This window comes from Nocardia sp. NPDC019323, assembly GCF_044389845.1.
Classification (GTDB): domain Bacteria; phylum Actinomycetota; class Actinomycetes; order Mycobacteriales; family Mycobacteriaceae; genus Nocardia; species Nocardia implantans.
Genome location: NZ_JBIRYN010000006.1, coordinates 185,859 through 210,876 on the forward strand (window position 1 = coordinate 185,859; position 25,018 = coordinate 210,876).

The 25,018-nt window shown below is 70.1% G+C and carries 24 protein-coding genes and 1 riboswitch; of the genes, 12 read left to right on the forward strand and 12 right to left on the reverse strand.

The features are described from left to right. The first annotated feature begins 86 nt into the window (after positions 1 to 86). The 3 genes from ACH49X_RS22995 (at position 87) to ACH49X_RS23005 (ending at position 2,347) form a co-directional block, all read left to right on the forward strand. Entirely contained in the window at positions 87 to 800 is a 714-nt protein-coding gene (locus ACH49X_RS22995) for a TetR family transcriptional regulator (protein WP_357208743.1), read from the forward strand. A 52-nt stretch (positions 801 to 852) separates the two neighbouring features. Then, a riboswitch (SAM riboswitch) is annotated at positions 853 to 963 on the forward strand. Between the two features lie 86 nt (positions 964 to 1,049). Further along, positions 1,050 to 1,193: a hypothetical protein gene (locus ACH49X_RS23000; RefSeq protein WP_195080481.1), complete on the forward strand. Its 144-nt coding sequence runs from the start codon at positions 1,050 to 1,052 to the stop codon at positions 1,191 to 1,193. Then, complete coding sequence (locus tag ACH49X_RS23005) at positions 1,190 to 2,347, forward strand: homoserine O-acetyltransferase (RefSeq protein ID WP_195080480.1); 1,158 nt, start codon at positions 1,190 to 1,192, stop codon at positions 2,345 to 2,347. The genes ACH49X_RS23000 and ACH49X_RS23005 overlap by 4 nt, the downstream gene beginning before the upstream one ends. An 88-nt stretch (positions 2,348 to 2,435) precedes the next feature. Here ACH49X_RS23005 and ACH49X_RS23010 read toward each other — a convergent pair whose 3' ends face one another. Next, entirely contained in the window at positions 2,436 to 2,681 is a 246-nt protein-coding gene (locus ACH49X_RS23010; RefSeq protein WP_195045274.1) for a DUF3017 domain-containing protein, read from the reverse strand. A gap of 293 nt (positions 2,682 to 2,974) precedes the next feature. On the opposite strand from ACH49X_RS23010, the gene ACH49X_RS23015 reads away from it, so the two are divergent. The 3 genes from ACH49X_RS23015 (at position 2,975) to ACH49X_RS23025 (ending at position 4,793) form a co-directional block, all read left to right on the forward strand. Next, complete coding sequence (locus tag ACH49X_RS23015; RefSeq protein ID WP_195080478.1) at positions 2,975 to 3,613, forward strand: DUF4352 domain-containing protein; 639 nt, start codon at positions 2,975 to 2,977, stop codon at positions 3,611 to 3,613. Between the two features lie 188 nt (positions 3,614 to 3,801). Beyond that, positions 3,802 to 4,221: a hypothetical protein gene (locus ACH49X_RS23020; protein ID WP_357208742.1), complete on the forward strand. Its 420-nt coding sequence runs from the start codon at positions 3,802 to 3,804 to the stop codon at positions 4,219 to 4,221. A 107-nt stretch (positions 4,222 to 4,328) separates the two neighbouring features. Then, complete coding sequence (locus ACH49X_RS23025) at positions 4,329 to 4,793, forward strand: tRNA (cytidine(34)-2'-O)-methyltransferase (protein ID WP_195080476.1); 465 nt, start codon at positions 4,329 to 4,331, stop codon at positions 4,791 to 4,793. 6 nt (positions 4,794 to 4,799) lie between these two features. Here ACH49X_RS23025 and ACH49X_RS23030 read toward each other — a convergent pair whose 3' ends face one another. The 4 genes from ACH49X_RS23030 to ACH49X_RS23045 all read right to left on the reverse strand — a co-directional run bounded on the left by ACH49X_RS23030 (position 4,800) and on the right by ACH49X_RS23045 (position 9,940). Next, positions 4,800 to 5,033, reverse strand: a complete 234-nt coding sequence (locus ACH49X_RS23030) for a DUF167 domain-containing protein (RefSeq protein WP_357208740.1) — start codon at positions 5,031 to 5,033, stop codon at positions 4,800 to 4,802. Then, entirely contained in the window at positions 4,990 to 5,994 is a 1,005-nt protein-coding gene (locus ACH49X_RS23035) for a DUF4349 domain-containing protein (protein ID WP_357106483.1), read from the reverse strand. Before ACH49X_RS23035 ends, ACH49X_RS23030 begins: the two co-directional genes overlap by 44 nt. An 88-nt stretch (positions 5,995 to 6,082) precedes the next feature. Next, a complete protein-coding gene (locus ACH49X_RS23040; RefSeq protein ID WP_357208739.1) occupies positions 6,083 to 9,430 on the reverse strand; it encodes an error-prone DNA polymerase in 3,348 nt (1,115 codons plus the stop codon). 54 nt (positions 9,431 to 9,484) lie between these two features. Next, the gene (locus tag ACH49X_RS23045; protein ID WP_357106489.1) at positions 9,485 to 9,940 is read right to left on the reverse strand and encodes a hypothetical protein; all 456 of its coding nucleotides are present in this window, start codon (positions 9,938 to 9,940) and stop codon (positions 9,485 to 9,487) included. 214 nt (positions 9,941 to 10,154) lie between these two features. On the opposite strand from ACH49X_RS23045, the gene ACH49X_RS23050 reads away from it, so the two are divergent. Then, entirely contained in the window at positions 10,155 to 11,120 is a 966-nt protein-coding gene (locus tag ACH49X_RS23050; RefSeq protein WP_357208738.1) for an SDR family NAD(P)-dependent oxidoreductase, read from the forward strand. A gap of 21 nt (positions 11,121 to 11,141) precedes the next feature. On the opposite strand, the gene ACH49X_RS23055 is transcribed toward ACH49X_RS23050, so the two are convergent. After that, complete coding sequence (locus ACH49X_RS23055) at positions 11,142 to 11,897, reverse strand: alpha/beta fold hydrolase (RefSeq protein ID WP_195080471.1); 756 nt, start codon at positions 11,895 to 11,897, stop codon at positions 11,142 to 11,144. A gap of 193 nt (positions 11,898 to 12,090) precedes the next feature. On the opposite strand from ACH49X_RS23055, the gene ACH49X_RS23060 reads away from it, so the two are divergent. Then, positions 12,091 to 12,789 carry a class I SAM-dependent methyltransferase gene (locus tag ACH49X_RS23060; RefSeq protein WP_195080470.1) on the forward strand — a complete coding sequence of 233 codons (699 nt, stop codon included), beginning with the start codon at positions 12,091 to 12,093 and terminating at the stop codon, positions 12,787 to 12,789. A 6-nt stretch (positions 12,790 to 12,795) separates the two neighbouring features. Here the strand turns inward: ACH49X_RS23060 and ACH49X_RS23065 are convergent, their stop codons facing one another. After that, complete coding sequence (locus ACH49X_RS23065; protein WP_357208736.1) at positions 12,796 to 14,376, reverse strand: DNA polymerase Y family protein; 1,581 nt, start codon at positions 14,374 to 14,376, stop codon at positions 12,796 to 12,798. 43 nt (positions 14,377 to 14,419) lie between these two features. Further along, positions 14,420 to 15,208 carry a hypothetical protein gene (locus ACH49X_RS23070; RefSeq protein WP_397070791.1) on the reverse strand — a complete coding sequence of 263 codons (789 nt, stop codon included), beginning with the start codon at positions 15,206 to 15,208 and terminating at the stop codon, positions 14,420 to 14,422. A gap of 381 nt (positions 15,209 to 15,589) precedes the next feature. Here ACH49X_RS23070 and ACH49X_RS23075 point away from each other — a divergent pair, with 381 nt between their 5' ends. Then, positions 15,590 to 16,711, forward strand: a complete 1,122-nt coding sequence (locus tag ACH49X_RS23075; RefSeq protein WP_195080467.1) for a serine/threonine-protein kinase — start codon at positions 15,590 to 15,592, stop codon at positions 16,709 to 16,711. A gap of 27 nt (positions 16,712 to 16,738) precedes the next feature. Here ACH49X_RS23075 and ACH49X_RS23080 read toward each other — a convergent pair whose 3' ends face one another. After that, the gene (locus ACH49X_RS23080) at positions 16,739 to 17,374 is read right to left on the reverse strand and encodes a response regulator (protein WP_195080629.1); all 636 of its coding nucleotides are present in this window, start codon (positions 17,372 to 17,374) and stop codon (positions 16,739 to 16,741) included. Between the two features lie 95 nt (positions 17,375 to 17,469). Then, the gene (locus tag ACH49X_RS23085) at positions 17,470 to 18,789 is read right to left on the reverse strand and encodes an ATP-binding protein (protein ID WP_195080466.1); all 1,320 of its coding nucleotides are present in this window, start codon (positions 18,787 to 18,789) and stop codon (positions 17,470 to 17,472) included. Between the two features lie 210 nt (positions 18,790 to 18,999). Here ACH49X_RS23085 and ACH49X_RS23090 point away from each other — a divergent pair, with 210 nt between their 5' ends. Both ACH49X_RS23090 and ACH49X_RS23095 read left to right on the forward strand, forming a co-directional pair. After that, positions 19,000 to 20,652, forward strand: coding sequence for a PspC domain-containing protein (locus tag ACH49X_RS23090; RefSeq protein WP_397070893.1), 1,653 nt, complete (start codon positions 19,000 to 19,002; stop codon positions 20,650 to 20,652). Next, entirely contained in the window at positions 20,645 to 20,863 is a 219-nt protein-coding gene (locus ACH49X_RS23095) for a hypothetical protein (protein WP_067803608.1), read from the forward strand. The genes ACH49X_RS23090 and ACH49X_RS23095 overlap by 8 nt, the downstream gene beginning before the upstream one ends. Positions 20,864 to 21,144: 281 nt before the next feature. On the opposite strand, the gene guaA is transcribed toward ACH49X_RS23095, so the two are convergent. After that, complete coding sequence (guaA, locus tag ACH49X_RS23100) at positions 21,145 to 22,719, reverse strand: glutamine-hydrolyzing GMP synthase (RefSeq protein ID WP_195080464.1); 1,575 nt, start codon at positions 22,717 to 22,719, stop codon at positions 21,145 to 21,147. 119 nt (positions 22,720 to 22,838) lie between these two features. On the opposite strand from guaA, the gene ACH49X_RS23105 reads away from it, so the two are divergent. Further along, positions 22,839 to 23,639, forward strand: a complete 801-nt coding sequence (locus ACH49X_RS23105; RefSeq protein ID WP_195080463.1) for an alpha/beta fold hydrolase — start codon at positions 22,839 to 22,841, stop codon at positions 23,637 to 23,639. A 192-nt stretch (positions 23,640 to 23,831) separates the two neighbouring features. On the opposite strand, the gene ACH49X_RS23110 is transcribed toward ACH49X_RS23105, so the two are convergent. Then, a complete protein-coding gene (locus ACH49X_RS23110) occupies positions 23,832 to 24,995 on the reverse strand; it encodes a GuaB3 family IMP dehydrogenase-related protein (protein ID WP_195080462.1) in 1,164 nt (387 codons plus the stop codon). Positions 24,996 to 25,018: the final 23 nt, after the last annotated feature.

The following is a 25,018-nucleotide window of genomic DNA, read 5'->3' on the forward strand; positions in this document are numbered from 1 at the left end:
GACATTTGGCGTCAAGCGAAAAATGTCGTGATACGACATTTGACTGTTAAGGACAGGAAAACGGCAGGTTGCGTTAGCATGGGGGCATGCTCGAGTCATCGGCGCCGACGGGCGCGGGCGCAGCGGCCGACCGCGCCGCCGGCGGCCCGGCGACCCGTGGCCTGCGCGAACGCAAGAAGGAACAGACCAGGCTGCGCATCATCGCCGCGGCCCTCGACCTGTGCGACACCCATGGCTTCGACGCGACCACGATCGAGCAGATCGCCAACGCGGCGGACGTCTCGCCGCGCACGATCAACCGCTATTTCGACAGCAAAGAAGACATCGTCCTCGGCCCGGTCCAGGATTTCGGTCGCACCATCGCCGAGACGCTGCGCGAGCTGCCCCGCACGGGCAACGAACTCGCGGCGCTGCGCGCGGCCTTCCTGCACGTGGTCGATGAAGCCGCCGCGGCGGGCGAGGCGGACCCGCTGTCGTTCCGGCAGTTCCAGAAGATGCAGCGGATCCTGCGCAGCAGCCCATCGGTCGCCGCGCGCAACATGGAACACGCCGACGCCAAGAACACCGCGATCGCCGCGGTGGTCGCCGAGCGCCTCGGCACCACACCCGACGCGCGGCCCGTGCGGCTCATCGTCGGCACCTGGCAACTGATCGGCCACGTCGGCATGGAGTGCTCCGACGATGTGTTCCTCGACGACGACCTGGCGACCGCGGCCAGAGCGGGGCGTGCCGCGTTCACCGAGGCCTACGACGAGTTCGTGCGCACCTGCTGCGGGACGCCGAGCGCCGTCGACCAGTGAGTTCGATGGAGGATTTCGGGCGCTGACCGCCTGCCGGTTATGATGCCGGACAGGTCATGAGTACCAGCGCCAAGCCCCGGCTCGCTGGTCGGCAACCCTCCAGCCGCGGTGGGGTGCTCCGGGTGATGACCTGGCTCCCGAGAGCCGGGAGCAAGCGCGTAACAGGAGGTCGCCGGCATGTGTTGTTGTTCGTCACCCACACACCGCTAACCCCTGCTGTACCGGCGAACACCTGCTTGGGAGCAAACCATGAGTGAATTCACCGCGCCCGGGGCCGAGCGAGGCCGGGCGCAGTCGGGCCCGCACAGCCACGGTGCCGAGTTCGGGATGCGTTCGCTCCCGGCGCAGGACGACCCGGCCGACCTGCCCGCCGGTTTCGCGGCGGCGACATGACCGTGAACACCGAATCGAGCTCGCGGACCGCAGGCGTCGTCCTGCCGCCCCCGGATGGACAGCTCGGCACCATCGCCATCGGGGACGTGCGACTGGAGAACGGCGCGGTCATCCCGGACGTCCACCTCGCGGTGCAGCGCTGGGGTGAACTCTCCCCCGGACTGGACAACATCGTGCTGGTCGAACACGCGCTCACCGGCGACTCGCACGTCGTCGGCAAGGCCGACGACGTGCACCCGCTGCCGGGATGGTGGGACGGCATGGTCGGGCCCGGCGCGCCGCTGGACACCGACGAATGGTGTGTGATCGCGACGAACGTGCTCGGCGGCTGCAAGGGCAGCACCGGGCCGTCCAGTACCGCTCCGGACGGAAAGCCATGGGGCTCGCGGTTTCCCGAGATCTCGATCCGCGATCAGGTGACCGCGGAGGCCGCGCTGCTGGACGTGCTCGGCGTCGAGCGGCTCGCCGCCGTGGTCGGCGGGTCGATGGGCGGTATGCGAGTGCTGGAGTGGATGGTCGGCGCACCGGAGCGGGTCGCCGCGGCGCTGGTGCTCGCGGTCGGGGCGCGCGCCACCGCCGATCAGATCGGCACCCAGACCACCCAGATCGCGGCGATCAAGGCCGATCCGGACTGGCAGGGCGGCGACTATCACGGCACCGGACGCGCTCCGACGACGGGAATGGCCCTGGCCCGGCGGATCGCGCACCTGACCTACCGCACCGAGTTCGAGCTGGATCACAGGTTCGAGAACAAGCCGCAGGACGGCGAGGACCCGTGGCACGGCGGCCGCTACGCGGTGCAGAGCTACCTGGACCATCAGGCCGAGAAGCTGTGCAAGCGTTTCGATCCCGCCACCTACGTCCTGCTGACCGAGGCGATGAACCGCCACGACGTCGGCCGGGGCCGGGGCGGAGTCGAGGCGGCGCTCGCGGCGACGCCGGTGCCCTGCGTGGTCGGCGGCGTCGACTCCGACCGGCTGTATCCGCTGCGGACCCAGCAGGAACTCGCCGATCTGCTGCCCGGTTGCGACGGGTTGGAGATCGTGCACTCGCGCGACGGGCACGACGGATTCCTCACCGAGGCCGCGGCGGTGTCGAAACTGCTGACCGAGACCATGCGACTGGCCCGCGCCGGTATGCGACCCGGACGCTGAGAAGCCCTGTCCGGGCTACCTCACCGCGCAGCGCCAAGTAATTCCGTCCGGTCTCGAGTTGCGCCACGTCTGCGCCGCTCGCAGGCCCTCAGCCGACGCCGAGAGTATTGATCGTGGCCGCGAGGAAAAGAATGCTCGAGCCGAGCAGCGTCAGCGCGCCGACGTCGAACGGCTTACCGCGCACCGCCAGCAGCCCCACCCGCGCGGTCGGCAGGCACAGCCGGAACGCCGCCGCCAGCAGCGTCGCGCCCCCGAAGAAGAACGCCCCGCGCCGCCACCGATCGGACGCCACGAACACCACCGCCACCACGATGACCAGCGTCACGACCACCATGGGCAGATGGGAGCGCAAGAACTCCGCCCACAAACCGCGGGCCCCCGCCCGGTGCTCCGAAATAGGCGTGTCGGCATCGGTCACCCCCCGATTCTTGCAGACTCCCAGCGATCGGTGCTTCAGAGGCCTCCCGGCCGACCGCATACCCAGCGGTCCTGGCAGTGCCTGCAACATGCAGGTTAGGGGCTAAAACCGTCCGCCGTTCCCTATCCCGGCGAGGACCGTGGCTGATAGAACTCCCGGGAATCGTCCGGGAGGGCAGGGGCCTCCCGGCTCCTCATGAAAGGTCGACGATGGTCCAACAGCCGCCGCCTCAGCCGTACGGGCAGAATCCGCCTCCCTACCCGTACCCACCCCAACCGCCGAAGAAACGTCGGGTCTGGCCGTGGATTCTGATCGGGGCGCTAATCCTGCTGTGCGGTGGCTGCTTCGGCATCGTCAGCATCGCGGGGAACGACACTAAGGATTCTGCGTCCAGCACCGGCAATCAAGCCGCGGCGCCAGGAGGACCGGCAGGTCGGGCGAATTCCGATGCAGCGCCCCTCGGTACGGAAGTTCGCGACGGGAAGTTCGGCTTCGTCGTCACCGGCGTCGAGGCGGGCCTGCCGTCGGTCGGGACGAATCCGTATCTGAAGAAGGATGCTCAGGGCAAATTCGTATTGGTTCGCGTGACGGTCTCCAACACCGGAAACAAGCCGCAAACCTACTTCGGCCAGAACCAGAAGTTGATCGACGTCCAGGGACGACAGTTCACGAACGATACGACCGCCGAACTCAGCGTGAACGACAGCGGCGTCATCGGGGCCGAGATCAATCCCGGCAACAAATTGAACGTCGTCTTGGTGTTCGACGTACCACCGGATGCGGAACCTGCCCAGATCGAGTTCCACGACTCTGCGTTCTCCGGAGGGACGAAGGCGTCGCTGCGGTGACGCTTGCCGGGAAGAACTCCTTTCCGGTCGAGTAGTGACGAGTGGCACACGGCTGCGGCGAATCGCCAGAGATCCCTCGGCGGTGTGCCACTCGTTTCGGCGATCCTTCGGTTCCAAAAGCGTTGTAGCTCAGGTTTATCGGTTACGGAGGGACGTGGGTGTGTGCGGGAGCTGGCATCATCTCGAGCATGATCCTGCGACGACTCCCCCTTCTCGCGCTCGCCGCGATTCCGGTGGCGCTCGGTTCCGGCGCCACCGCTGCCGCGACACCTCCGCTGTCGCCTCCGGTGCTCGAGGAGGTCTTCTCCGTGCCCGGAACCGTGTCGGCGAAATTCCACAACCGCAACGCCGAGGGTGTGTGCTGGGTGTACAACGACGACACCGGGGAGATCTTCGGCGGCAACCACCCCACGTCGTTCGCCATCGCCGACGGCAAGATGGTCCAGACGTCGCTGGGCAACGGTTCCCTGCCCGCAGGGCGGATGCGCGTGCGTGGCGCATGCGCCTGGGAACGCCCCACCGGCGATCCCCGTGGGGGCGATACGTCGGTGACCGAGATCGTCACCGTCGACGTGATCGGCAAGCCGAGTACGGGCAGCTTCGGCTGAGTCCTGGACGGCCGCACGCCCGATCGTCCGGATCCGGTTCTCCGACGGCCCACGAGCCGGGGATCACCGTTCGCGGTCGCTCTCGATCACCTGGTTGACTGACACCCGTGTTCCATCTGATGTTCCACGAGCCGTGCATTCCGCCGAATACCGGCAACGCGATCCGGTTGGTCGCGGGGACCGGGTGTCATCTGCATCTGATCGAGCCGTTGGGGTTCGATCTGTCGGAGCCGAAGTTGCGCAGGGCCGGGTTGGATTACCACGATCTGGCGTCGGTGACGGTGCATCCGGATCTCGCGGCGGCGTGGGAGGCGCTGCGCCCGGAGCGGGTTTTCGCGTTCACCACCCAGGGCACCACACGGTTCACCGACGTGGCCTACCGGGAGAACGACGTGCTGCTGTTCGGCACCGAGCCCACCGGACTGCCCGCGGAAGTGCTGGCCGACCCACGCATCACCGACCGGCTGCGCATCCCGATGCTGCCCGGCCGCCGCTCCATGAACCTCTCCAACGCCGCCGCGGTGACCGTCTACGAAGCATGGCGCCAGCTCGGTTTCCCCGGCGGCATTTGATCGGCGTCAGGACTCCTCGATCTCGAATCGTTTGAAGCGGGAAGTCGCGCCCGCGGTCAACCGGACGGCGGACTTGGGGACGCCGTAGTGGTCGGCCAGCAACTCGATGGCCGCCTTGTTGGCTTTGCCCTCGACGGCGGGAGCCCGCACGTACAGTTGCAGGCTGCCGTCGTCGAGGGTCTCCACCAGCGGGCCCTTACGGCTGTTCGGCTTGATCGTCGCCCTGACCACCGTCGGCACGCTTGCCTCCTGCGCTGGTTTCCGCGCCGTCGGAGGCGCCGCTCACCGGTTCCGTGGGAGCCGGTGCCGATTCTCCCCCACCCGGCGCGGGCCCGCGCCGCCGCACCAAGCGCACGACGCCCCACAGCACGGCGAGCGCCCCGGCCAGGAATCCGAGCCACGGAATCGCCTTGCCGCTGAACACGATCGCGTCCTGCAACCAGTCCACCAGGGAGTTCCAGCCGGAGACGACGCCATCCCAGAAGCTGTCGGGATCGTCGCCGGACTTCCTGGGATCGGTGCTGACGTCGATGGTCAGCGTGGACAGGGCGACCTGGTCGTCGAGCCTGCGCTTCTGCGCGGTGAGGCTGTCCAGTTCCCCTTGGCGGCTCGACAGCGCCTGCTCGGCGGCGATCAGGTCGGAGGTGGTGGTGGCGCCCGCGATGAGCCCGCGCAGCCGGTCGACCGAAGCTTGCAGCGCCTTGATCCGCGCGTCCAGGTCCTCCCAGTGCATGGTGACGTCGTCGCGGTTGGTGCTGACCCGGGTGATCCGTCCGACTCCGCCGAGGCCCGCGATGAACGCGTCGGTCTTGTCCGCGGGCAGCCGGACGACGAGCGTGGCGCTCGGCTCGGTGTCGTCGGTGCCGGGCTGCTCGGTGCGGCTGTCGACTCGGCCGCCCGCGGCGCGCACCTGGTCGATGATCGTGCCCGCCGCGGCGACCGGCGCGTCCGCGGTGATCTCGACGCTGCCGGTGACCACCTCCTTGCGGGTGGACGTCGGTTCGGCGCCGGAATCGTTGTCCCGCTTCGGCGGCGCCTGCTCGTGCAGCCCCGGCGGCACCAGTGCGGGGGCGGCGGGCCCCGGCCCGGTGAGCACCGATGATGTCCGATCCAGGGCGGGCGTCGCGTCGTCGTCACCGCAGCCGGTGAGCAAGATCAACCCGAGCACGCCGGCGCACAGCACAGCAAGCTGCTTCCTCATGCTTGGCACAGTAGCCGTTGACACCGCTGGAAAAGCCGCGCATAACGGTTCTCTAGAGCGCTTCTAACACTTCCTTAAAGCAACGGGCTCAACGGAAGTCGCGCGATTTGGACGCCATCCGCAGATCCATGCGCTGCAGATGTTCGGCCACCACGCTGACCACGCCCTCGGCATTCTGCACCCGGCCCCGGATGAGCAGGGCGGCGGCGCCTTGGGCGAGGCGCCGGTAACGCCGCCACAGCCCCAGCGAACAGACGATGTTCACCATGCCGGTCTCGTCTTCCAGATTGAGGAAGGTGACGCCCTCCGCGGTCGCGGGACGCTGCCGGTGCGTCACCGCGCCGCCCACCAGGACCCGCGAGCCGTCGGGCACGGTGAGCAGGCCGGAGGCGGGGATGACGCCGAGGGCGTCCAGGTGCGGGCGCAGGAACTGCGTCGGATAGCTGCCCGGCGAGACGCCAGTGGCCCAGACGTCGGCGGCGGCGGTCTCCAGATCGCTCATGCCGGGCAGCATGGGCGCGGTGGTGGCCGCGCCGGTGCCGGGCAACCGGTCGGGGCGCTCGCCCGCGGCCGCGCCCGCCGCCCAGAGCGCCGCGCGGCGGGTGCTGCCGAGGCTGCCGAGCGCGCCCGCCGTGGCGAGCGATTCCGCTTGCGCGACAGTGAGTTCCACTCTGCCGGTCAGGTCGAGGAAGGAGGTGTAGGGCCGATCGCCCCGCGCGGCCACGATGCGTTCGGCGAGGTCGTCGCCGATCTGGCGGATCGCGGCGAGACCGAGGCGCACCTCGGTGCCCTTCGCCTCGAGGGTGGCTTCGGCGCGACTGGCGTTGATATCGGGACCGTGCACCGCGACCCCGTGCCTGCGCGCGTCGGCGACCAGCGATTGCGGCGAGTAGAAGCCCATCGGCTGGGCGCGCAGCAGGCCCGCGCAGAAGGCCGCGGGATGGTGCAGTTTGAACCAGGCCGAGTAGTACACGATCGAGGCGAAGCTCTGCGAATGACTCTCGGGGAAGCCGAAATTCGCGAAAGCGTAGAGCTTCTCGTAGATGCGGTCGGCGACCTCGCCCGTGATGCCGTGCCGCTCGCGCATGCCCTGATAGAGCCGCGCCTTGAGGCGCTCCATGCGCTCCGGCGACCGCTTGGAGCCCATGGCGCGGCGCAGCTGATCGGCCTCGACGGCGGTGAATCCGGCGACGTCGACGGCCATCTGCATGAGTTGTTCCTGGAACAGCGGAACGCCGAGCGTGCGTTCCAGCGAATTCTTCAGTGCCGGATGGTCGTAGACGACGTCCTCGGCTCCGTTGCGCCTGCGGATGTAGGGGTGCACCGACCCGCCCTGGATCGGGCCGGGACGGATCAGCGCCACCTCGACCACCAGGTCGTAGAAGCTGCGCGGGCGCAGCCGGGGCAGGGTGGCCATCTGCGCGCGCGACTCCACCTGGAAGACGCCGACCGAGTCCGCGCGCGAAAGCATCTCGTAGACCTCGGGTTCGGCCAGATCGAGCGCGTGCAGCTCGACGGTCTCGCCTTTGTGCTCGCGCACCAGGTCGATCATGTAGTGCAGGGCGGAGAGCATGCCGAGGCCGAGCATGTCGAACTTCACCAGGTCGATGGCCGCGCAATCGTCCTTGTCCCATTGCAGGACGCTGCGGCCCGGCATGCGCGCCCATTCCACCGGGCAGACGTCGGCGATCGGCCGGTCGCAGATCACCATGCCGCCGGAGTGGATGCCCAGATGCCGCGGCAGACCCTCGATATCGGCGGCCAGTTCCAGCACCTCGGCGGGGATGTCGGTGTTCGTCTCGGCGCCCACACCGGTCCAGCGGCTCACCTGCTTGCTCCACGCGTCCTGCTGGCCGGGCGAGAACCCCAGCGCCCGTGCGGCGTCGCGCACCGCGGACTTGCCGCGATAGGTGATCACATTCGCCACCTGCGCGGCGTACTCGCGGCCGTACTTGCGGTAGACGTGCTGGATCGCCTCTTCCCTGCGGTCGGACTCGATGTCGATATCGATGTCCGGCGGACCGTCGCGCTCCGGGGAGAGGAAACGCTCGAACAGCAACCGGTTGCGCACCGGATCGACATTGGTGATGCCGATCGCGTAGCAGACCGCGGAGTTGGCCGCCGAACCGCGGCCCTGGCAGAGGATGTCGTTGGCCTTGCAGAAGCTGACGATGTCGTGCACCACCAGGAAGTATCCGGGGAATTCCAGGTCGTTGATCACCGCGAGCTCGTGCTCGATCTGCCGGTACGCCTCGGGGTTCTGCTCGGGCGTCCCGTAGCGCGCGGCGGCGCCGGCCATGGCGAGTTCGCGCAGCCAGGACTGCTCGTCGTGTCCGGAGGGCACGTCGAAGGGCGGCAGGTTCGGGGCGATCAACTGCAGGTCGAAGGCGCATTCGCGGGCCAGGGCCGCCGCGTTCGCCACCGCCTGCGGGCAGTCGGCGAACAATCGCGCCATCTCCGCCCCCGACCGCAGGTGCGCGCCACCCGCAGGGGCCAGCCAGCCCGCCATCTCGTCCAGGCTCTGCCTGGCCCGGATCGCCGCGAGCGCCATGGCCCTGCGGCGCCGGCGCGGTGCGGCGAAGTGCGCTCCGGTGGTGGCGAGCACGGGCAGGCCGACGCGATCGGCCAAGGCGATGAGACGCGCGTTGCGTTCGTCGTCCTCGGGGATGCCGTGATGGGTGAGTTCCACGCTCACCCGGTCGGCGCCGAAGCGGTCGGCGAGCTCCCGCAGGGCCGCTTCCGCACGTTCGAGCCGGGTGCTGCCCGCGCGCAAGTCGAGGTCGAGCGCCTGGCGCAGGTGACCCTTCCGGCATCCGGTGAGGATGTGCCAATGCCCATCGGCCGCCGCGGTGAGCGTGTCCAGGTCGTAGCGCAGGATGCCTTTCTCGCCCGCGGCCATGTGCGCGGCGGCGATCTCGCGGGAGAGCCTGCGGTAACCCTCCTGCCCGCGGGCCAGCACCAGCAGGTGCGGCCCGGCCGGGTCCGGCGCGCCGGTGCGCGGCGCCGAGTCGGGAGCTGCGGCGTGCCCACGCGTGGGCACCTGCGGTTCGAGTGCCGTGCCGAGCGACAGTTCGGCCCCGAAGACGGTGGGCATGCCCCATTCCTTGGCGGCCTCGGCGAAGCGGACGGTGCCGTAGAAGCCGTCGTGGTCGGTGAGCGCGATCGCGGTCAGGCCGAGCCGCACCGCCTCCTCCACCAGTTCCTCCGGCTGACTGGCACCGTCCAGGAAGCTGTAGGCCGAGTGCGCGTGCAACTCCGCGTACGGAACCCGCGGTTCATCGTTGCGGCGCACCGGCTCGGGACGGTACTCGCCGCGCTTACGCGACCATGCCGGACTGTCGCCGCCGTCGCCCGGATACGCCGCCTCCTGGCTCGCCCGTCCGGACAGCACCCGCTCCATCTCCGCCCAGCTCGGCGGTCCGTTGCCCCAGCCCACGACTCACCTCCTCGCCTCGAACATACATTCGAATACAGGAGATGTACAGGCAGGTCAGGACGCACGAAGACGTTCGACGGAACCGGCGGCCAGAGCCGCCTCGACACCCCGCAGGCGCGTTCGGATGAGCGCGCCGTAGGCATCGGAGGCGAGGACGTCGAGATGGCCGCGCGCGATGGCCAACTGCATCCTGGCCACTTCGAACTCCCCGACCCGGCGATGACTGTCGGCCAGGTTCAGATACAGCGACGGCAAGAAGCCGCGCAGTCCTTCGTCCAGCGGCACGCCGGGCCCGAAGACCGCGGCCAGCGCGCGCTGATCCCAGCGCAGCGCCTCGGCGGGCTCCTCCTGGAGATCGGCGAGATGGTGTGCGACCACGCAGCGCTGCAACGCTCCGCCGCGTTCGCCGAGTTCGTCCCAGAGCTTTTCCAACGCCCGTCGCCCCGCCGCGGGGTCGACGCCACCGAGCCGCACCGCGGCAAACACCTCCGCCATCCGATCGTCCGACATGCGCTGAAGTATCGCACATATGTTCGAACGTTTCGAGAGTTGTTCGAAGCGTTTCGCGCATTGGCAAATCCGCAGGCCGCGTGCGATTCCCGAGCGGACGGGCAGGCCGCGGCGACGACCGAACCGGCCCACGGGGACGTGACGAAGGCCACTTGGCAGCGAACTTACTTCGGAGTAAGTTCATGGGCACCCGACCTGCAAAGGAGCAGCAGCGATGACCGACGCCTCCGCTGAGCCCGTCCGCCGCCGGCGCCACAACCGCGACCTCACCGGACGGCACGTCCTCATCACCGGGGCGTCCTCCGGAATCGGCCGCGCGGCGGCGCTGGCGGTCGCGGGCAAGGGCGCCACCGTGTTCCTGCTCGCGCGCAGGGGTGAGGAACTCGCCGCCGTCGTCGACGAGATCAGAGCCGCGGGTGGGTCGGCCTACGGATATTCCTGCGACGTCACCGATTCCGACTCCGTCGATCAGGTCCTCGAGACCGTCCTGAACGAACACGGCCACGTGGACATGCTGGTGAACAACGCGGGCCGCTCCATCCGCCGCGCCATCCATCGCTCCACCGACCGGCTGCACGACTTCGAACGCACCATGGCCGTGAACTACTTCGGCGCGTTGCGACTGACCCTCGGCCTGCTGCCGCAGATGCGGGAACGCAAGTTCGGGCACATCGTCAACATCAGCAGCGCCGGCGTGCAGGTCGCCACACCCCGGTTCGCGGCGTACCTGGCCAGCAAGGCGGCGCTGGACAAGTTCACCGAGGTGGCGGCCGTCGAGACCATGGCGGACGGCGTCACATTCACCACCATCCACATGCCGCTGGTGCGCACGCCGATGATCGCCCCGAGCGGCGACCAAGGCCCCGCCGAGTCACCCGAATGGGCGGCGGCCACCATCGTGCGCGCGCTGACCGAACGCCCCAAGCGCATCGACGTGCCGCTGGGCACCCTCGCCGAATACGGCGCGCTGCTCACCCCGAAGATCCGCGACCGGGTCCTGCACCGCTACTACCGCGCCCTGCCCGACTCCCCCGCGGCCAAAGGCGAGCCGACGGCATCCCACGAACCGGCCGAACCCGTCGCCGCTCTCCCCGAGCCCCGGCCCCGATCCACCACGCGCCGCGTCACGGGCACGGCCTTACGGCGCGCCGCCCGCTGGGTCCCCGGCACCCATTGGTGAAATCCGGCGCCCTAACGGGGTTCAGCCCGCCAGGAACGGCCGGACCGCCGCGGCGAACTCCAGGTAGCGGTCGCGGTGGATGCTGTGGCCGCAGGTGAAGGTGGTCACCGTGCAGTCGGTGATGCTGTCTTGCAGGATGGCGAGCTTTTCCGGGTCCACCATGCCGCCCGGTCCACCGCACAGCACCAGAGTGGGAGCGGTGATGTCGGAGAGCCGGTCCCACCACTCGGGGTTCGGCTTGCGGAACTGCTCCAGCGCGGTCTTCGTCATGGACCGGTCGAAGGCGAGCACCGCGCGCGGGTGCAGGACCAGGCTGGAGGTGGCGTGCCACAGTTCGGGCACGGTCGGGAACCGGCGGGTCAGGCGCAATTCCTCGGCGCCGGACCGCAGCGGGAGCGGGCACTCCTCGATGACCAGCCTGCGCGCGAGTTCCGGCCGCTCCTGCGCGACGCGCGACACCGCGTAACCGCCGAGCGAGTGCCCGACCAGATCCACCGCGGGCAGTTCCAAGTGGTCGCACAGGCGCAGCAGATCGTCGCCGAACTCGTCGAAAAGATAGGAATCGGTGTGTGAGCTACGGCCGTGTCCACGGAGGTCGGGGATGATCACGCGGCGTCCGGATCGCACGAGGACACGGGCGAACCGATCCCACGTGTGCCCGTCGCCGCCCATGCCGTGCACGAGCAGCACGGGAATGTCGCTGACCGCGCCCACCCCCGAATCCCGATAGGCGATCCGCACGTCTCCGAATGTCACCTGGCCAAGCGTCAGATCCACGACAATGAAGGATACCGGCAGTCATGCCTCACCCCCGCGCGGTGTAGCGCTGATCACGCAACGGCGAAAACGCAGTTCGGGCGGCACTCACCGGATGAGATCCGAGCCTCGCGAAGGCCGTTCTCCACGGTGGTGTTTCGAGCAGCGCGATAAATGCCTGGCGCAGGGGCGAACTCGGAGCAATACTCGCCGCATGCCCTCCTTCGCCGACTTCGACCGCCGCGACTACCGCACCGTCGACGTGGCCACGGGGTACGACGGATGGGCACCCACCTACGAGCAGACCGTCCTGGACGAGATGGATCTCGCTCTGCTCGGGCGATTGCGGCTCGACCTCGGCGGAGTGCGGCGCGCGGCCGACCTCGGCTGTGGCACCGGGCGAACCGGAAGTTGGTTGCGCGAGCGGGGAATACCGCATATCGACGGCGTGGACGTGAGCCAGGGGATGCTGGCGTTGGCCGCCGAACGCGGCGCCCACACCACGCTGACCCGAGCGGACGTGCGGGCCACCGGCCTGCCGGAAGGCGCCTACGACCTGGTGATCGCCTCACTGATCGACGAGCACCTGCCGGAGCTGGCGCCGTTCTACGCGGAGGCGTCACGGCTGGCCGCGCCGGGCGCGCGCTGCGTACTGGTCAGCTACCACCCGCAATTCATCATGGTGTCCGGCATGCCGACGCACTACACCGACCCATCGGGCGAACCGGTGGCGATCAGCACCCATCTGCACTTGATCAGCGAGCACCTGTCGGCCGGACTGGACGCAGGCTGGGTCCTCACCGAGGTAGCCGAGGCGCTGGTCGACGACGCGTGGCTGGCTCGCAAACCGAAATGGGCGGCCCTGCGCGGACATCCGTTCACGTTGGCGACCGTGTGGTCGCGCCCCGACTGAGAGTGCTCAGTCGTAAAGACCCTCCGCACACCATGTTTCGTCGCGATAGAGCAGCAGCAGCACCCGGCTGGCCGCGGTGGCGTCGTCGAGTTGGACCTGCGCGCGGGCGGTGCATTCCGCGTCGCCCGAGCCGGCTGACCACCAGCGTTCGTCCACCGGCCACGGGCCTGCCCAGCCGGTGAGCCGCCACTGTTTGCTCCCCCAGCGCAGCAGCGCGGGGTCGGCGTCGAAGAGGGCGCGGTCGGTGACCTTGACCAGCGCGCCGTCGGCGGTTTCCAGCCGCACCAGCGGACGGTTCAGCAGGATCACGGCCGGGGCGGGCTCGGGCAGCCGTCCCGGCCAGGGTTGCGCGGGGTCGGCCGCTGGGACGAGTTCGTCGCCCAGCGCGACCATGGTGATGCGTTCGGCGGGTCCACGTCCGCCGCTCAGCACGCCGACCCGCACCGCTTCCCCGCCGAGCAGCCCTTGCACCCGGATGAGCGCGCGGCGGGCCCGCTCGTCCTCGGCCCCGTCCCCGCCCCACAACCCGAGTTGCAGCGCGCCCGCCGTGACCACCTCGACCGGTTCCAGCCGCAGCACGGTGATCGGCGCGGTGGGCCGCGCGCCGTCGCGCCGGGTGAGCCAGCCGTCCAACTGCCAGCGCACCCGGTCCGCCGTGCCCTCCGGCGTGAGCGGCTCTGCGCAGCGCCAGATCCGCGAAAGCCCCTCCCCCGACTCGGTTTCCGCACGCACCGAAAGCCTGGTGCAGGCCAGCCCGGCGGCCGCGAGCGCGCCGTGCAGCCGGGTGGCGAGCATGCGACCGGCGAAGGCGGCCGCATCGACCCGCTCAATCGGCGGATCACAGCGGTACTCCACCACCAGATCCGGCGGTGGCTGCCGCGCGGACGGCGGGCGCTCCGGCTCGGCTCTGGCGCAGCGATGCGCGAGCACGGCGTCGACGCCGAACCGGGAGGCGACCTCCGCCGCGGAGAGCGCGGCGAAATCGCCGATCCGGCGCAGACCCAAACGGTGCAGCAGATCGACGAGGTCGGCGCGTTCCGGGGCGGCCAAGCTCGGTTCGACCGCGAGCTCCCCGACCGGCAGCGGTGCCAGAAACCGCGCGCCCTCCCCCGGAGGCACGATCGCGGCGCGCCGGGCGGCGATCACCGCCGTCGACAGTTCGTCGGCGATCCCGATCTGCGCTTCCGCCCCGGCCGCGGCCACCGCGTCCACCAGGCGTTCGGCCGCCGCCTCCTCGGAGCCGAAGAACCGCGCCGCACCGCGCGCACCGAGCACGAGCAGCCCGGGGCGCAGGACCTCCACGCCGGGCATGGTCGCGGCCACCGCGGCGACCAGCGGTTCGAACAGCCGCGCGTCCCGATCCTGATCCTGTTGCCCGAGGAACAACTCGGGGCAGCGCGCCTGCGCATCTCTGCGCTTCAGCCCGCGGCGCACCCCTTCGGCTCGCGCGATCGCCGAACAGGCCACCACCCGGTTGGCGAACAGCACCGCCACCGGCCGCGTAGCGGGCAGGCCCGCCACCGCCGCCGCGGCGACCGCGGGCCAGTCCGGGCACCACAGGGCCAGCACCCGCTTCGATCGGATCACGGCGCCGCACGACCCGCGGAAACCGAGGAGCGGGCCGCCGCACTCACGACACCGCCTCCTGCGTGTCGACGGCTTCGACCGCCGGAGCCGCCTTTTCGCGCAGCACCCATTCCACGCGCCCCGCGTTCGGGCACAGATCCAACCGCCCGCGCCGCGGCGGTCCCGCCTTGCCGCGCACTTCGACGGCCAAACCGAGCGAACGCAATCGTCCGCGCCCGCGGCCGAGACCGGCGTACCCCGCGACGCGAGCATCGAGCTGGAGGGACGCGCCGGGCCAGCGACCGTCGGCGACCACCAGGGTGGCGCCCTTGTTGCGGGCACGGGCCGCGATCACCCGGCTGCGCGCGGGCGCGACGGCCCCGCCGCCGAGGCCGAGCACGACCAGATCGAGCCCGTCGAGCAGCACCGCGGCCACCTCCACCGGGTCGGGGCCGGGATCGGCGATCACGGCCAGCCGCCGCAGCTGTGCCCCCATCTCCACCGCGGCGAGCAGACCGAGGCGGGGCATGCCCACCACCGCGGCGTGCCCGCCACCTTCGGTCACCGCGGCGAGCAGACCGGCCAGCAGCGAATTCGCCCCCGTGTACGCCACCACGGAACCGGCGACCAAGCCACCCTCCGGCAACAATGGCGCGAGCGCTGCGGGCACCGGCAATGCCGGTCGGCGCGACTCGGCGCCGAGCGGGACACGCTGCGCTGCCGATTCCCCGTGGCCCGGCACTGCGGCCATACGTCTGCGCAGCTCAGCCAGAGAAGGGGCGCCCTCACGCCCACCACCGCGCGGCAGCGCGCCCCAATTCACCCCTCCCTGCGATATCGCATCCGAACCCATCCCAACCACCTACTTCCCACGATGGACCCGAGGCGAAGCATGCGGAGCGACCCTCGATTCGAGTGCCAGCACCGATTCAGCTATCGATTGATATCGAATATACGTTCTATACCGAGACAGTAGAAACCGACCCCCAGGTTTCCGTCAAGGGTTCCCGCGGCGCGTGTCGCGGCTGCCCCGTTCCGCGCGCGCCCGGCCACCACCCGTTTCCTCGGTATGGTGTCGCAGACCCGGCCACCACGCCCGGCACCCGGTTCATCGGTATGGTTTGTGGCACACATACGAACCGAGAGCGTGCGTGGCACATAGCAGTGCCTCCTGCCCGCCTATGCGCGAACACGAATCAGGCCAGCTAGCCTCATTTTCCGCTACCCTGCACCCGTGACCGAACGCGCTCGTCCCACTGTCGGCCCCCAATATCTCGTCGCAGGCCGCTACCGCCTCCAGTCGAAGCTGGGTGGCGGCGGCATGGGCGCGGTCTGGCTGGCGCACGACCGACTGCTGGACCGGGACGTCGCGATCAAGCAGGTGCTCACCACGGCCGGGCTCGACGAGGCCGAAGCCGACGCGGTCCGCAACCAGATCATGCACGAGGGCCGGGTCGCCGCCAAACTCTCGCACGACCACGCGATCGCCGTGTACGACGTGGTGCTCGAGGCCGGTGAGCCGTGGTTGGTGATGGAGCACCTGCCCTCGCGCAGCGTGGCGAAGGCGCTGGCGCTGGTCGACACGCTGCCGCCGATCGAGGTCGCGCAGATCGGCGCCCAGGTCGCCGACGCGCTGGCCGCCGCGCACGCGGTCGGCATCGTGCACCGCGACATCAAGCCCGGCAACATCCTCGTCGCCGACCGTGGCCCCGGCGTCGGCATGGCGAAACTCAGCGACTTCGGCATCTCCCGTGGCGCGGGCGACCTGCTCGACGAGCCGGACGGCGTGATCACCGGCACCCCCTCCTACCTGCCCCCCGAGGTCGCGCGCGGAGCGCAACCGACCAAGGCCAGCGACGTGTTCTCCCTTGGCGCCACGCTCTACACCGCGATCGAAGGACAGCCGCCGTACGGCTTCGACGAGGACAGCGACGTCATCGTGCACCGCGCCGCCATGGCGCAGATCATCCCGCCGACCCGCAGCGGCGTGCTCACCCAGGCGCTGCTGCACATGATGGAACCCGCGCCGCAGCGCCGCCCGACCATGGCCGAGGCGCGCGACGAGATCCTCACCGCCGCTTTCGGTCCCGGCACCGGGCCCTACATTCTCGGCGCGCCCGTCCGCACCGAGGACGGAACCATTCCGTTCTGGGCCGCACGCAACTCGGCGTCCGGGATCCGCAGCCCGCACTCCACGCCCCTTCCCCGCCCGCACCGCAACCTCGCGGGTGCGGCTGCGGCCCCGCCCCCGCAGCGCACCAAGAACGCCCAGCCCGGCAACGCGCCCTTGGCCATCGCTGTCGGCCTGCTGATCGGCCTGATCATCATCATCGGGATCATCGTCGCCGTCCTCTGACCTCGACCCAGCCGTCCCGGACGACGGTCAGTCGATGCGGCGGCGGTGTGCCCATCGGGTCAGGGCGTTGCGGTTGGACTGCTGCGTCTTGCGCAGCACATTGGAGGCGTGCGTCTCCACGGTTTTGACCGAGATGAACAGGGATTCGGCGATCTCGCGGTAGGTGTAGCCGCGCGCGAGCAGGCGCAGCACCTCCAGTTCGCGCGGGGTCAGGGAGTCCAGTTCGGGGTCGAGGGGCGGCTCGGGCACCGGGGACCTCCCGGTGAACGAATCCAGGACGAAGCCGGCCAGGCGCGGGCTGAAGACCGCGTCGCCGCCCGCCACCCGGCGGATGCCGTCGGCCAGCTCGGCACCCGAAATCGTCTTGGTGACATACCCTCTGGCCCCGGCCCGGATCACCGCGATCACGTCCTCGGCCGCGTCGGACACGCTCAGCGCCAGGCACACCGGCCCGGGATCGATGCCCGCCAGCACCGCCACTCCCCCGCCGTCGGGCATGTGCACGTCGAGCAGGACGACGTCCGGTCGCTCGGCGTTGATCCCGGCCACCGCCTCCGCGACCCCTCCGGCCTCCCCGACCACCTCCATGTCCGCCTCACGGCTCAATTCCGCACGCACACCCGACCGGAAGACGGCGTGATCATCGACGAGAAAGACCCGCACGGTCACCTACTTCTCCTAACCGACCCATGACCCCCAACCCGTACCACACTCGTCCCCCGTGCGCCCGTCACGTCCCGCGCGGGCGCCGAACGCGCCTAGTGGGCGGCCCGAGCGGGCTCTTCGTCCTGGGTGGCGCAGCCGGAATCCGTCCGGGGCATGATGATTCGGACCTCGGTGCCGCGGCCCGGCGTCGACAGGATGTCCACCTGGCCCCCGCGGCGCTCGACCCGTCCGCGGATGGACTTCGCCAGGCCGCGACGGTCTTCCGGCACGGCCGCCAGGTCGAAGCCGGAGCCGCGGTCACGGACGAAGATGCTCACCTGATGCGGTTCGACCTCGGCGAACAGGTCGATCTCCGGGACGCCCGCGTGCTTGGCGGCGTTGACCAGCGCTTCCCTGCTCGCGCCGAGCAGAGCGGTGAAGTGTTCCTTCGGCAGACCCGAGCCGGAGCCGTCGACGTCCATCGAGACGTCGCCCACGGTCACCGGCGCCACCTTCACGCCGTGCTGGTCCTCCACCTCGCCCGCGATGGTCCGCAGGGCCGCGGCCAAGCTCGACTGCGCGGGGCCGGAATCCTCGAAAAGCCATTTCCGCAGCTCCCGCTCCTGGCTGCGGGCCAACCGCAACACCTCCTGCGGGTCGTCGGCCTGCCGTTGGATGAGCGCGAGCGTCTGGAGCACGGAATCGTGCAGGTGCGAGGCGATCTCCTCGCGTTCCTCGTTGCGGATGCGGGCGGCGCGCTCGGCGTTCAGCGCGCGCATCATGCGCAGCCACAGCGGGACCGTCAGCAGTCCCGCGCCGATCAGCGTGACCGCCACCGCCAGCAGCGCCGATCCGATCGAGCTCAGATTGATCCTGGCCAGCACCACCACACCGAGACCGGCCACGATCAGCGTCGCACCGGCGACGATGCGCGACCAGGTGACCACCGAAGGCCGTGCGGGCAGCCCGAGCAGCGAACGCGGCCCGTCGACGTCGTACTCCCGCCACACCAGCGCCGCGCCGACCGCCACCACGATGATCGGCGCGATCACCTTCGCCGCGGTCCCGCTGAACACCCAGGACACGGCGATCGCGAGCCCCAGCCCGAGCATCGCGAGCCCGATCGCCTGCCGCCGCTCCGCACCGGAGGGTTTCACCTGATCGGATCCGCCGGGCGTGAAGATCCACAGCAGTCCGTACCCGACGATGCCCGCCCCGGCCAGGGCGGACAGCAGCACGAACGCCATCCGCACCTTGAACACGTCGACGCCGAGATGGTCGGCCAGACCACCCGCGACGCCGCCGACGACCCGGCCGCCCGACCGGCGGACCATCCGCGCCTGCGGCGGCCAGGGGACCGGCGCGGGCACGGGCCCCAGCCCACGGGCAGCGTCGAACCCCCGGGTGTCGAACGCGGGAACAGACGGGTACATGTCTTCGATACTGGCACGGCGACGAAGCCGCCAGCATCCGGATTCACCCTGATCTTGCTCGATCACACCCGCGCCGACCAGGGCGGACACGCCGCGACCCGAGCACACCCGCGCATAGCTGAAAATTTGCTGCATCGGTGGATCGGTCCAAAGTGTTCAGGCTGTTTTTCAGGGTTCCCCCCGATGCGCCGATTCCGTGATCGGCACACCATGGGAAACATGACGAAAACGAGCTTCGGCGACCAGGTCCAGCAGATATGGCAGGCCCGGCCGGTCCGATTGCCGCAGCAGGGGCCGATCGCGGGCGTCGCGGCGGGGTTCGCGCGCCGCTACGAGATCGATCCGGTGCTGGTTCGCGTCGCGTTCGTCGTCTCGACGATCTTCGGCGGCGCGGGCATCGTGCTCTACCTGCTGGCCTGGCTGCTGCTCAGCGCGGCGGGTGACCAGGCCTCCGCGGCCGAGTCGCTGGTCGGCAAGGGCCACAGCTCGCAGTCGCAGACCAAGACCATCGTGTTGATCGTGGCGCTGGCCATCGCGGTCAGCACGATGGGTCCGGTCGGCGTCGGTCTCGGCGGCTCCGGCGTGATCAGCTTCGCCCTGATGCTGGCCGGTTGGTGGATGCTGCACCTGCGCACGCCCAATCCGCCACCGGGCACCACCGAAGCGTTCGGCGGATTCGCTGCGGAGACCGGGATCAACGCCACCGGCTACCCCGGCGCGGTCTTCCCACAGGGAGCGACCCGAACCGTCGGCGACCTGTACATGCCGCCGACCGCCGTGTACACGCCCTACACGAAACTGCCGGACGCTTACATCCCGGAGACCCCCGCGGACGGCGCGACGGTTCCGCTGCACAAGCCCGCGACCGATGACGCCACCGTAGTGCTGGACAAGGCGGCCATGCCCGCTGAACAGGACCCGGAAGTTCCGGTCGGCCGCCGCATCGATTCACCCGCCACGGTCAGCGATCGAGTGGGGCCGGCTCAGGTCGGAAACGGCCCGATCGATCCCGCCGGTACGGTCGGCCGAGTCAGATCGGACTCGGCTTATACCGGCCGCACCGATTCATCGGGGAGCACACCGGACGCGAAAATTTCACCGTCCGACCGTCCGGTCCCACTTCGCAAAGACGTCCCGGCCCCTCCGAGCCCGCTTCGCACCGCGTCCGTTCATCCCGCGATCATCGGCGGCCCGACCCCACCGTCCTGGGATCCGCTCGGCGTCGCTCCGCTTGCCTGGGACCTGCCGGAACCTCCCCCTGCCCGCACCGTCGTCGCCCCGCAGGAGAAGCGGCCGCGCTCACGGCTGACGCCGGTGGTGATCGGCTCGGCCATTCTCGCGGCGGCCGGAGCCGGCGCGGCCGCGGCCTCGGGCGTGGAGTGGATGACACCGGCCCGCATCGCCGCGGCGGCGCTGGCCGTGATCGGTCTCGGCCTGGTGCTCGGCGCGTTCCTGCGGCGCGGCTACGGCTTGCTGGTGCTCACCGCTCCGCTCGCCGGATTCGTGCTGTTCGCCTCGGCGATCGGTCCGCTCGAATTCGATCGGGCGGCGATGGGCGACCACATCTGGACGCCCGCCTCGGCCGCGGATCTGGCCGGGAACTACCAGGTGACCATGGGTACCGGCACGCTCGACCTGCGGTCGGTGAAACTGACCGAGAACCGTACCGTCGACATCGATGTCCGGATGGGCGAAGCCCGCGTGCTGCTGCCCGCGGACATGACCGTCCGCACCCGGTGCACGGCCACCATGGCCGAGGCGATCTGCGCCGACGGCATCAGCGGTCCGAATACTCCCGGCGCGCCGGTGCTCGATCTGAACGTCGACGTCCGCGCCGGAAACGTGGAGGTGCAGCGTGGCTGAGACCGACAACGACAAGCGCACCGGCTCCCGGCGCGGCCCCGCCGCCTCGCTGCTGATCGCGGGACTGCTTTCCCTCGCGATCAGCGTGTGGGCGTTCGCCGGTCCGGCGTCGGTGCCGGCGACCAGCATGATCCCGATCGGGTGGATCGTCGTGCTCGCCGCGATCGTCATCGGCATCGTGCTGGTGATCTCCCCGCGCAAACGATCCTGAGCACGACGAACGGCCCGTCCACCCGGACGGGCCGTTGCGCGTTCGTCCTCGAGTCGCCGCCGGAGACCCCTCGTCGTCCTACGGACAGGAGAACCGAATGAAGCCCGACCAACCCGCCGATCAGACGCCACCCACCGCCCGGACCACGCCGCCGGAGCCCCGCCCCTGCGCCACGCCCGGCACACTCCTGGGCCACCTGATTCTGCAGAGCGCGTTCCACCGTCCCCGCTGATGTCGCGCGGAGTCGGGACCGACGGCAGGGTTCTACCGCCTGAGCGGGATCACTCCCACTCGATGGTGCCCGGCGGCTTGCTGGTCACGTCCAGAACCACGCGGTTGACCTCCGCCACCTCGTTGGTGATCCGGGTGGAGATGCGCTCCAGCACCTCGTAGGGCAACCGGGTCCAGTCGGCGGTCATCGCATCCTCACTGGACACCGGACGCAGCACGATGGGGTGTCCGTAAGTGCGGCCGTCGCCCTGCACGCCGACGCTGCGGACCTCCGCGAGCAGCACGACCGGGCACTGCCAGATCTGCCGGTCCAGACCGGCCGCCGTCAGTTCCTCGCGGGCGATGGCGTCGGCCCGGCGCAGCGTCTCCAGCCGGTCGGCGGTGACTTCGCCGACGATCCGGATGGCGAGGCCGGGGCCAGGGAAGGGTTGGCGGGCCACGATCTCCTCGGGCAACCCGAGTTCGCGGCCGACCGCGCGGACCTCGTCCTTGAACAGCAACCGCAGCGGCTCGACGAGTTCGAACTCCAGATCGTCGGGCAGGCCGCCGACATTGTGATGACTCTTGATGTTCGCGGTGCCGCTGCCGCCGCCGGACTCGACGACATCCGGGTAGAGCGTGCCCTGCACCAGGAACTCGACCTTCGGCGTCGCGCCGTCGGCCGCGCCGTGCTCGAGCACCACCTCGCCCACCGCGTCCTCGAAGGAGCGGATGAACTCACGCCCGATGATCTTGCGCTTCTCCTCGGGGTCGGTCACGCCCTTCAACTCGCCGAGGAACTTGTCCACCGCGTCGACGGTCACCAGCTTGGCGCCGGTCGCGGCGACGAAATCCTGCTGCACCTGCTCGCGCTCCCCCGCCCGCAGCAGGCCGTGGTCGACGAACACACACGTCAGCCGGTCACCGATGGCGCGCTGCACCAAGGCGGCGGCGACCGCGCTGTCCACCCCGCCGGACAGCCCGCAGATCGCGTGCCCGTCACCGATCTGCTCGCGCACCGAGGCGATCAGCGAATCGGCGATGTTCGCCGGAGTCCAGGTCGACGGGATGCCGGCGAGTTCGTGCAGGAACCGGCTCAGCACCTGCTGGCCGTGCGGCGAATGCAGCACCTCCGGGTGGTACTGCACACCGGCCAGCCTGCGGGCGCGATCCTCGAAGGCGGCGACCGGCGCGCCCGCGGTGGTTCCGGTGACCTCGAAGCCATCCGGCGCGTCGGTGACCGCGTCGCCGTGGCTCATCCACACCGGCTGAATGGTCGGCAGGCCGCCGTGCAGCAAACCGCCGTCGATGTTGAGCTCGGTCCGCCCGTACTCCCTGGTGCCGGTGTGCGCGACCGTGCCGCCCAGCGCCTGGGCCATCGCCTGGAAGCCGTAGCAGATACCGAAGACCGGCAGTCCCAGATCGAACAACCGCGGATCGAGCCGCGGCGCGCCTTCGGCGTACACGCTGGCCGGGCCGCCGGACAGGATCACCGCGAGCGGCTGCTTGTCGGCGATCTCCTCCACCGTCGCGGTGTGCGGAACCACCTCCGAGTACACGCTCGACTCGCGCACCCGCCGCGCGATCAGCTGGGCGTACTGTGCTCCGAAGTCGACGACGAGGACCGGTCTCTGGGTTTGTGCCACTCGCCCAGTTTAGTGAGCGGGGAAACGAGCGAATCATCGGCACAGCGGCAGGCGTGGGAGACGAGCCCGACCGCCCGAATCGTCACCCGCGGCCGGGCTCGCTGGTTATCCTTCTGCTCGTGCCCTTCGCCCGCGCGATCGATGCCGACATCCACTACGAGGACAGCGGCGGGGACGGCCCGGTGGTATTGCTGGCGCACGAGTTCCTCATGGACCGCACCATGTTCGCCGCCCAGATGGCCGCGCTCGCACCCGAATTCCGGATCGTGTCCTGGGATGCCCGCGGCCACGGCCGCACCAGGGACGAGGGCCTACCTTTCACCTATTGGACCGCGGCCAGGGACGCGCTGACCGTCCTGGATCATCTCGGCGCCGACCAGGCCGTCGTCGGCGGCACCGCGCAGGGGGGTTTCACGGCGCTGCGCACCGCCTTGATCGCGCCGGAGCGCGTCTCCGCGCTGATCCTGATCAGCACCGAAGCGCACGGTCCCACCCCGGAGCAGTCCACCGCCACGCAGAAGTTCCTCGAAGAGTGGTACGACGACGGCTCCCGCGAACGGGCCGTGCACCAGCTGGCTTCCTGGCTGATCGGCGACGACGAGTGGTACCGCTCGATCTGGACCCAGCGCTGGCTGGTGCGCGATCGCCGCGGCATCGAAGTGGCGGCAGGCTGTCTGCTCAGCCGCGACTCGGTGCTGGATCGCCTCCGCGAAATCGCCTGTCCCGCTCTGGTGATCCACCCGACGCACAGCGGCATGGACCGCGAGCGCGCCCAAGAGCTGGCCCACGGCCTGTCCGGCGCCACGTTCATCGAGATCGCCGAAGCCCGCCTGGCGGTGACGATGACCCACCCCGAGCCGGTGAACCACGCGATCCGGCAGTTCCTCCGCGCACGGACGAAACCAGCCCGCGTGCGGTGAACGCTGTGTTCGATGTGCAGCGCCTGCGGCGCTGCGTGTTCGCGGCCCCTCCATGGCTCGCGTTCCAGTGGTCGAGACTCGCGCCTGCGGCGCATGCGCTTCGACCGCTGGAACGCGAGCCGGGCCGCGAACGGCGCTCGTAAGACTCGCTTCTCCAGATCGCCTGGTGGCGGGGTGCGCCCCGGACCAGTATCAAGCGCGAACGCTCAGGCCGACCTTCTGGAATTCCTTCAGGTCCGAGTAACCGGCCTTGGCCATCGAGCGACGCAGTCCGCCGACGAGGTTCAGTGAGCCGAACGGGTCGTCGGACGGACCGAACAGCACCCGCTCCAAGCTCGGGCGCACGGGGTCGCCGACCGGCTCACCACCGAGATCCCACGGGTCGTCGACGTGCAGCAGCGAGCCGCGCGGCACCGACGGATGCGCGGCCGCCGACGGCCAGTACCAGCCGCGGCCCGGCGCCTCCGCGGCCACGGCCAGCGGGACGCCGAGCATGGCCGCGTCGGCGCCACACGCGATCGCCTTGGCCAGGTGCCCCGAGGTGGCGACGTCACCGTCCGCGATGACGTGCACGTAGCGGCCGCCGGTCTCGTCCAGGTAGTCGCGGCGGGCGGCGGCGGCATCCGCGATCGCGGTGGCCATCGGCACGCCGATGCCGAGCACCTCGCCGGTGGTGGTCGCTCCGGGGTAGGAGCCGTAGCCGACGATCACGCCCGCCGCACCCGTGCGCATCAGGTGCAGCGCGGTGCGATGATCGCTCACGCCGCCCGCGACCACGGGCACGTCCAGCTCGGCGATGAAGGTCTTGAGGTTCAGCGGCTCACCGTCGCCGACGTGCTCGGCGGAGATGATCGTGCCGTGCACCACGAGCAGGTCGATGCCCGCCTGCACCAGGGCGGGGGTGAGCGTGCGCGCGTTCTGCGGGCTCACCCGCACCGCGACGGTGACACCGGCGGCGCGGACCTGCGCCACCGCGGCGGCGAGCAGATCCGGCTGCATCGGCGCGGCGTGCAACTCCTGCAGCAGCGCCACGGCGCGCTCGTAGCCGCCCTTGCCTGCCAGTTCGAGCAACTGATCGATCTTCGCGCCGACATCCGCGTGCCGCGCCCACAGTCCCTCGCCGTTGATCACGCCGAGCCCGCCGAGGCGGCCGAGCTCGATCGCGAACTCCGGCGATACCAAGGCGTCGGTGGGATGCGCGAGAAACGGGATCTCGAAGCGGTAGGCGTCCAGCTGCCAGGACAGCGACACCTGCTTCGACGAGCGGGTCCGGCGCGAGGGGACGATGTCGACGTCGTCCAGCTCATAGGTACGCCGGGCGGTCCGGCCCATGCCGATCTCCACCATGTCGCGCACGCGAATTCTCCTTAATTTTCGGC

Bases quoted from the DNA above. Each gene is read 5' to 3' on its own strand.
- ACH49X_RS23050 (WP_357208738.1), top strand. From the start codon at position 10,155: ATGACCGACGCCTCCGCTGAGCCCGTCCGCCGCCGGCGCCACAACCGC.
- ACH49X_RS23085 (WP_195080466.1), bottom strand. From the start codon at position 18,789: ATGTACCCGTCTGTTCCCGCGTTCGACACCCGGGGGTTCGACGCTGCC.
- ACH49X_RS23000 (WP_195080481.1), top strand. From the start codon at position 1,050: ATGAGTGAATTCACCGCGCCCGGGGCCGAGCGAGGCCGGGCGCAGTCG.
- ACH49X_RS23020 (WP_357208742.1), top strand. From the start codon at position 3,802: ATGATCCTGCGACGACTCCCCCTTCTCGCGCTCGCCGCGATTCCGGTG.
- ACH49X_RS22995 (WP_357208743.1), top strand. From the start codon at position 87: ATGCTCGAGTCATCGGCGCCGACGGGCGCGGGCGCAGCGGCCGACCGC.
- ACH49X_RS23060 (WP_195080470.1), top strand. From the start codon at position 12,091: ATGCCCTCCTTCGCCGACTTCGACCGCCGCGACTACCGCACCGTCGAC.
- ACH49X_RS23005 (WP_195080480.1), top strand. From the start codon at position 1,190: ATGACCGTGAACACCGAATCGAGCTCGCGGACCGCAGGCGTCGTCCTG.
- ACH49X_RS23035 (WP_357106483.1), bottom strand. From the start codon at position 5,994: ATGAGGAAGCAGCTTGCTGTGCTGTGCGCCGGCGTGCTCGGGTTGATC.
- ACH49X_RS23045 (WP_357106489.1), bottom strand. From the start codon at position 9,940: ATGTCGGACGATCGGATGGCGGAGGTGTTTGCCGCGGTGCGGCTCGGT.
- ACH49X_RS23090 (WP_397070893.1), top strand. From the start codon at position 19,000: ATGGGAAACATGACGAAAACGAGCTTCGGCGACCAGGTCCAGCAGATA.
- ACH49X_RS23010 (WP_195045274.1), bottom strand. From the start codon at position 2,681: ATGGTGGTCGTGACGCTGGTCATCGTGGTGGCGGTGGTGTTCGTGGCG.
- ACH49X_RS23070 (WP_397070791.1), bottom strand. From the start codon at position 15,208: ATGGGTTCGGATGCGATATCGCAGGGAGGGGTGAATTGGGGCGCGCTG.
- ACH49X_RS23015 (WP_195080478.1), top strand. From the start codon at position 2,975: ATGGTCCAACAGCCGCCGCCTCAGCCGTACGGGCAGAATCCGCCTCCC.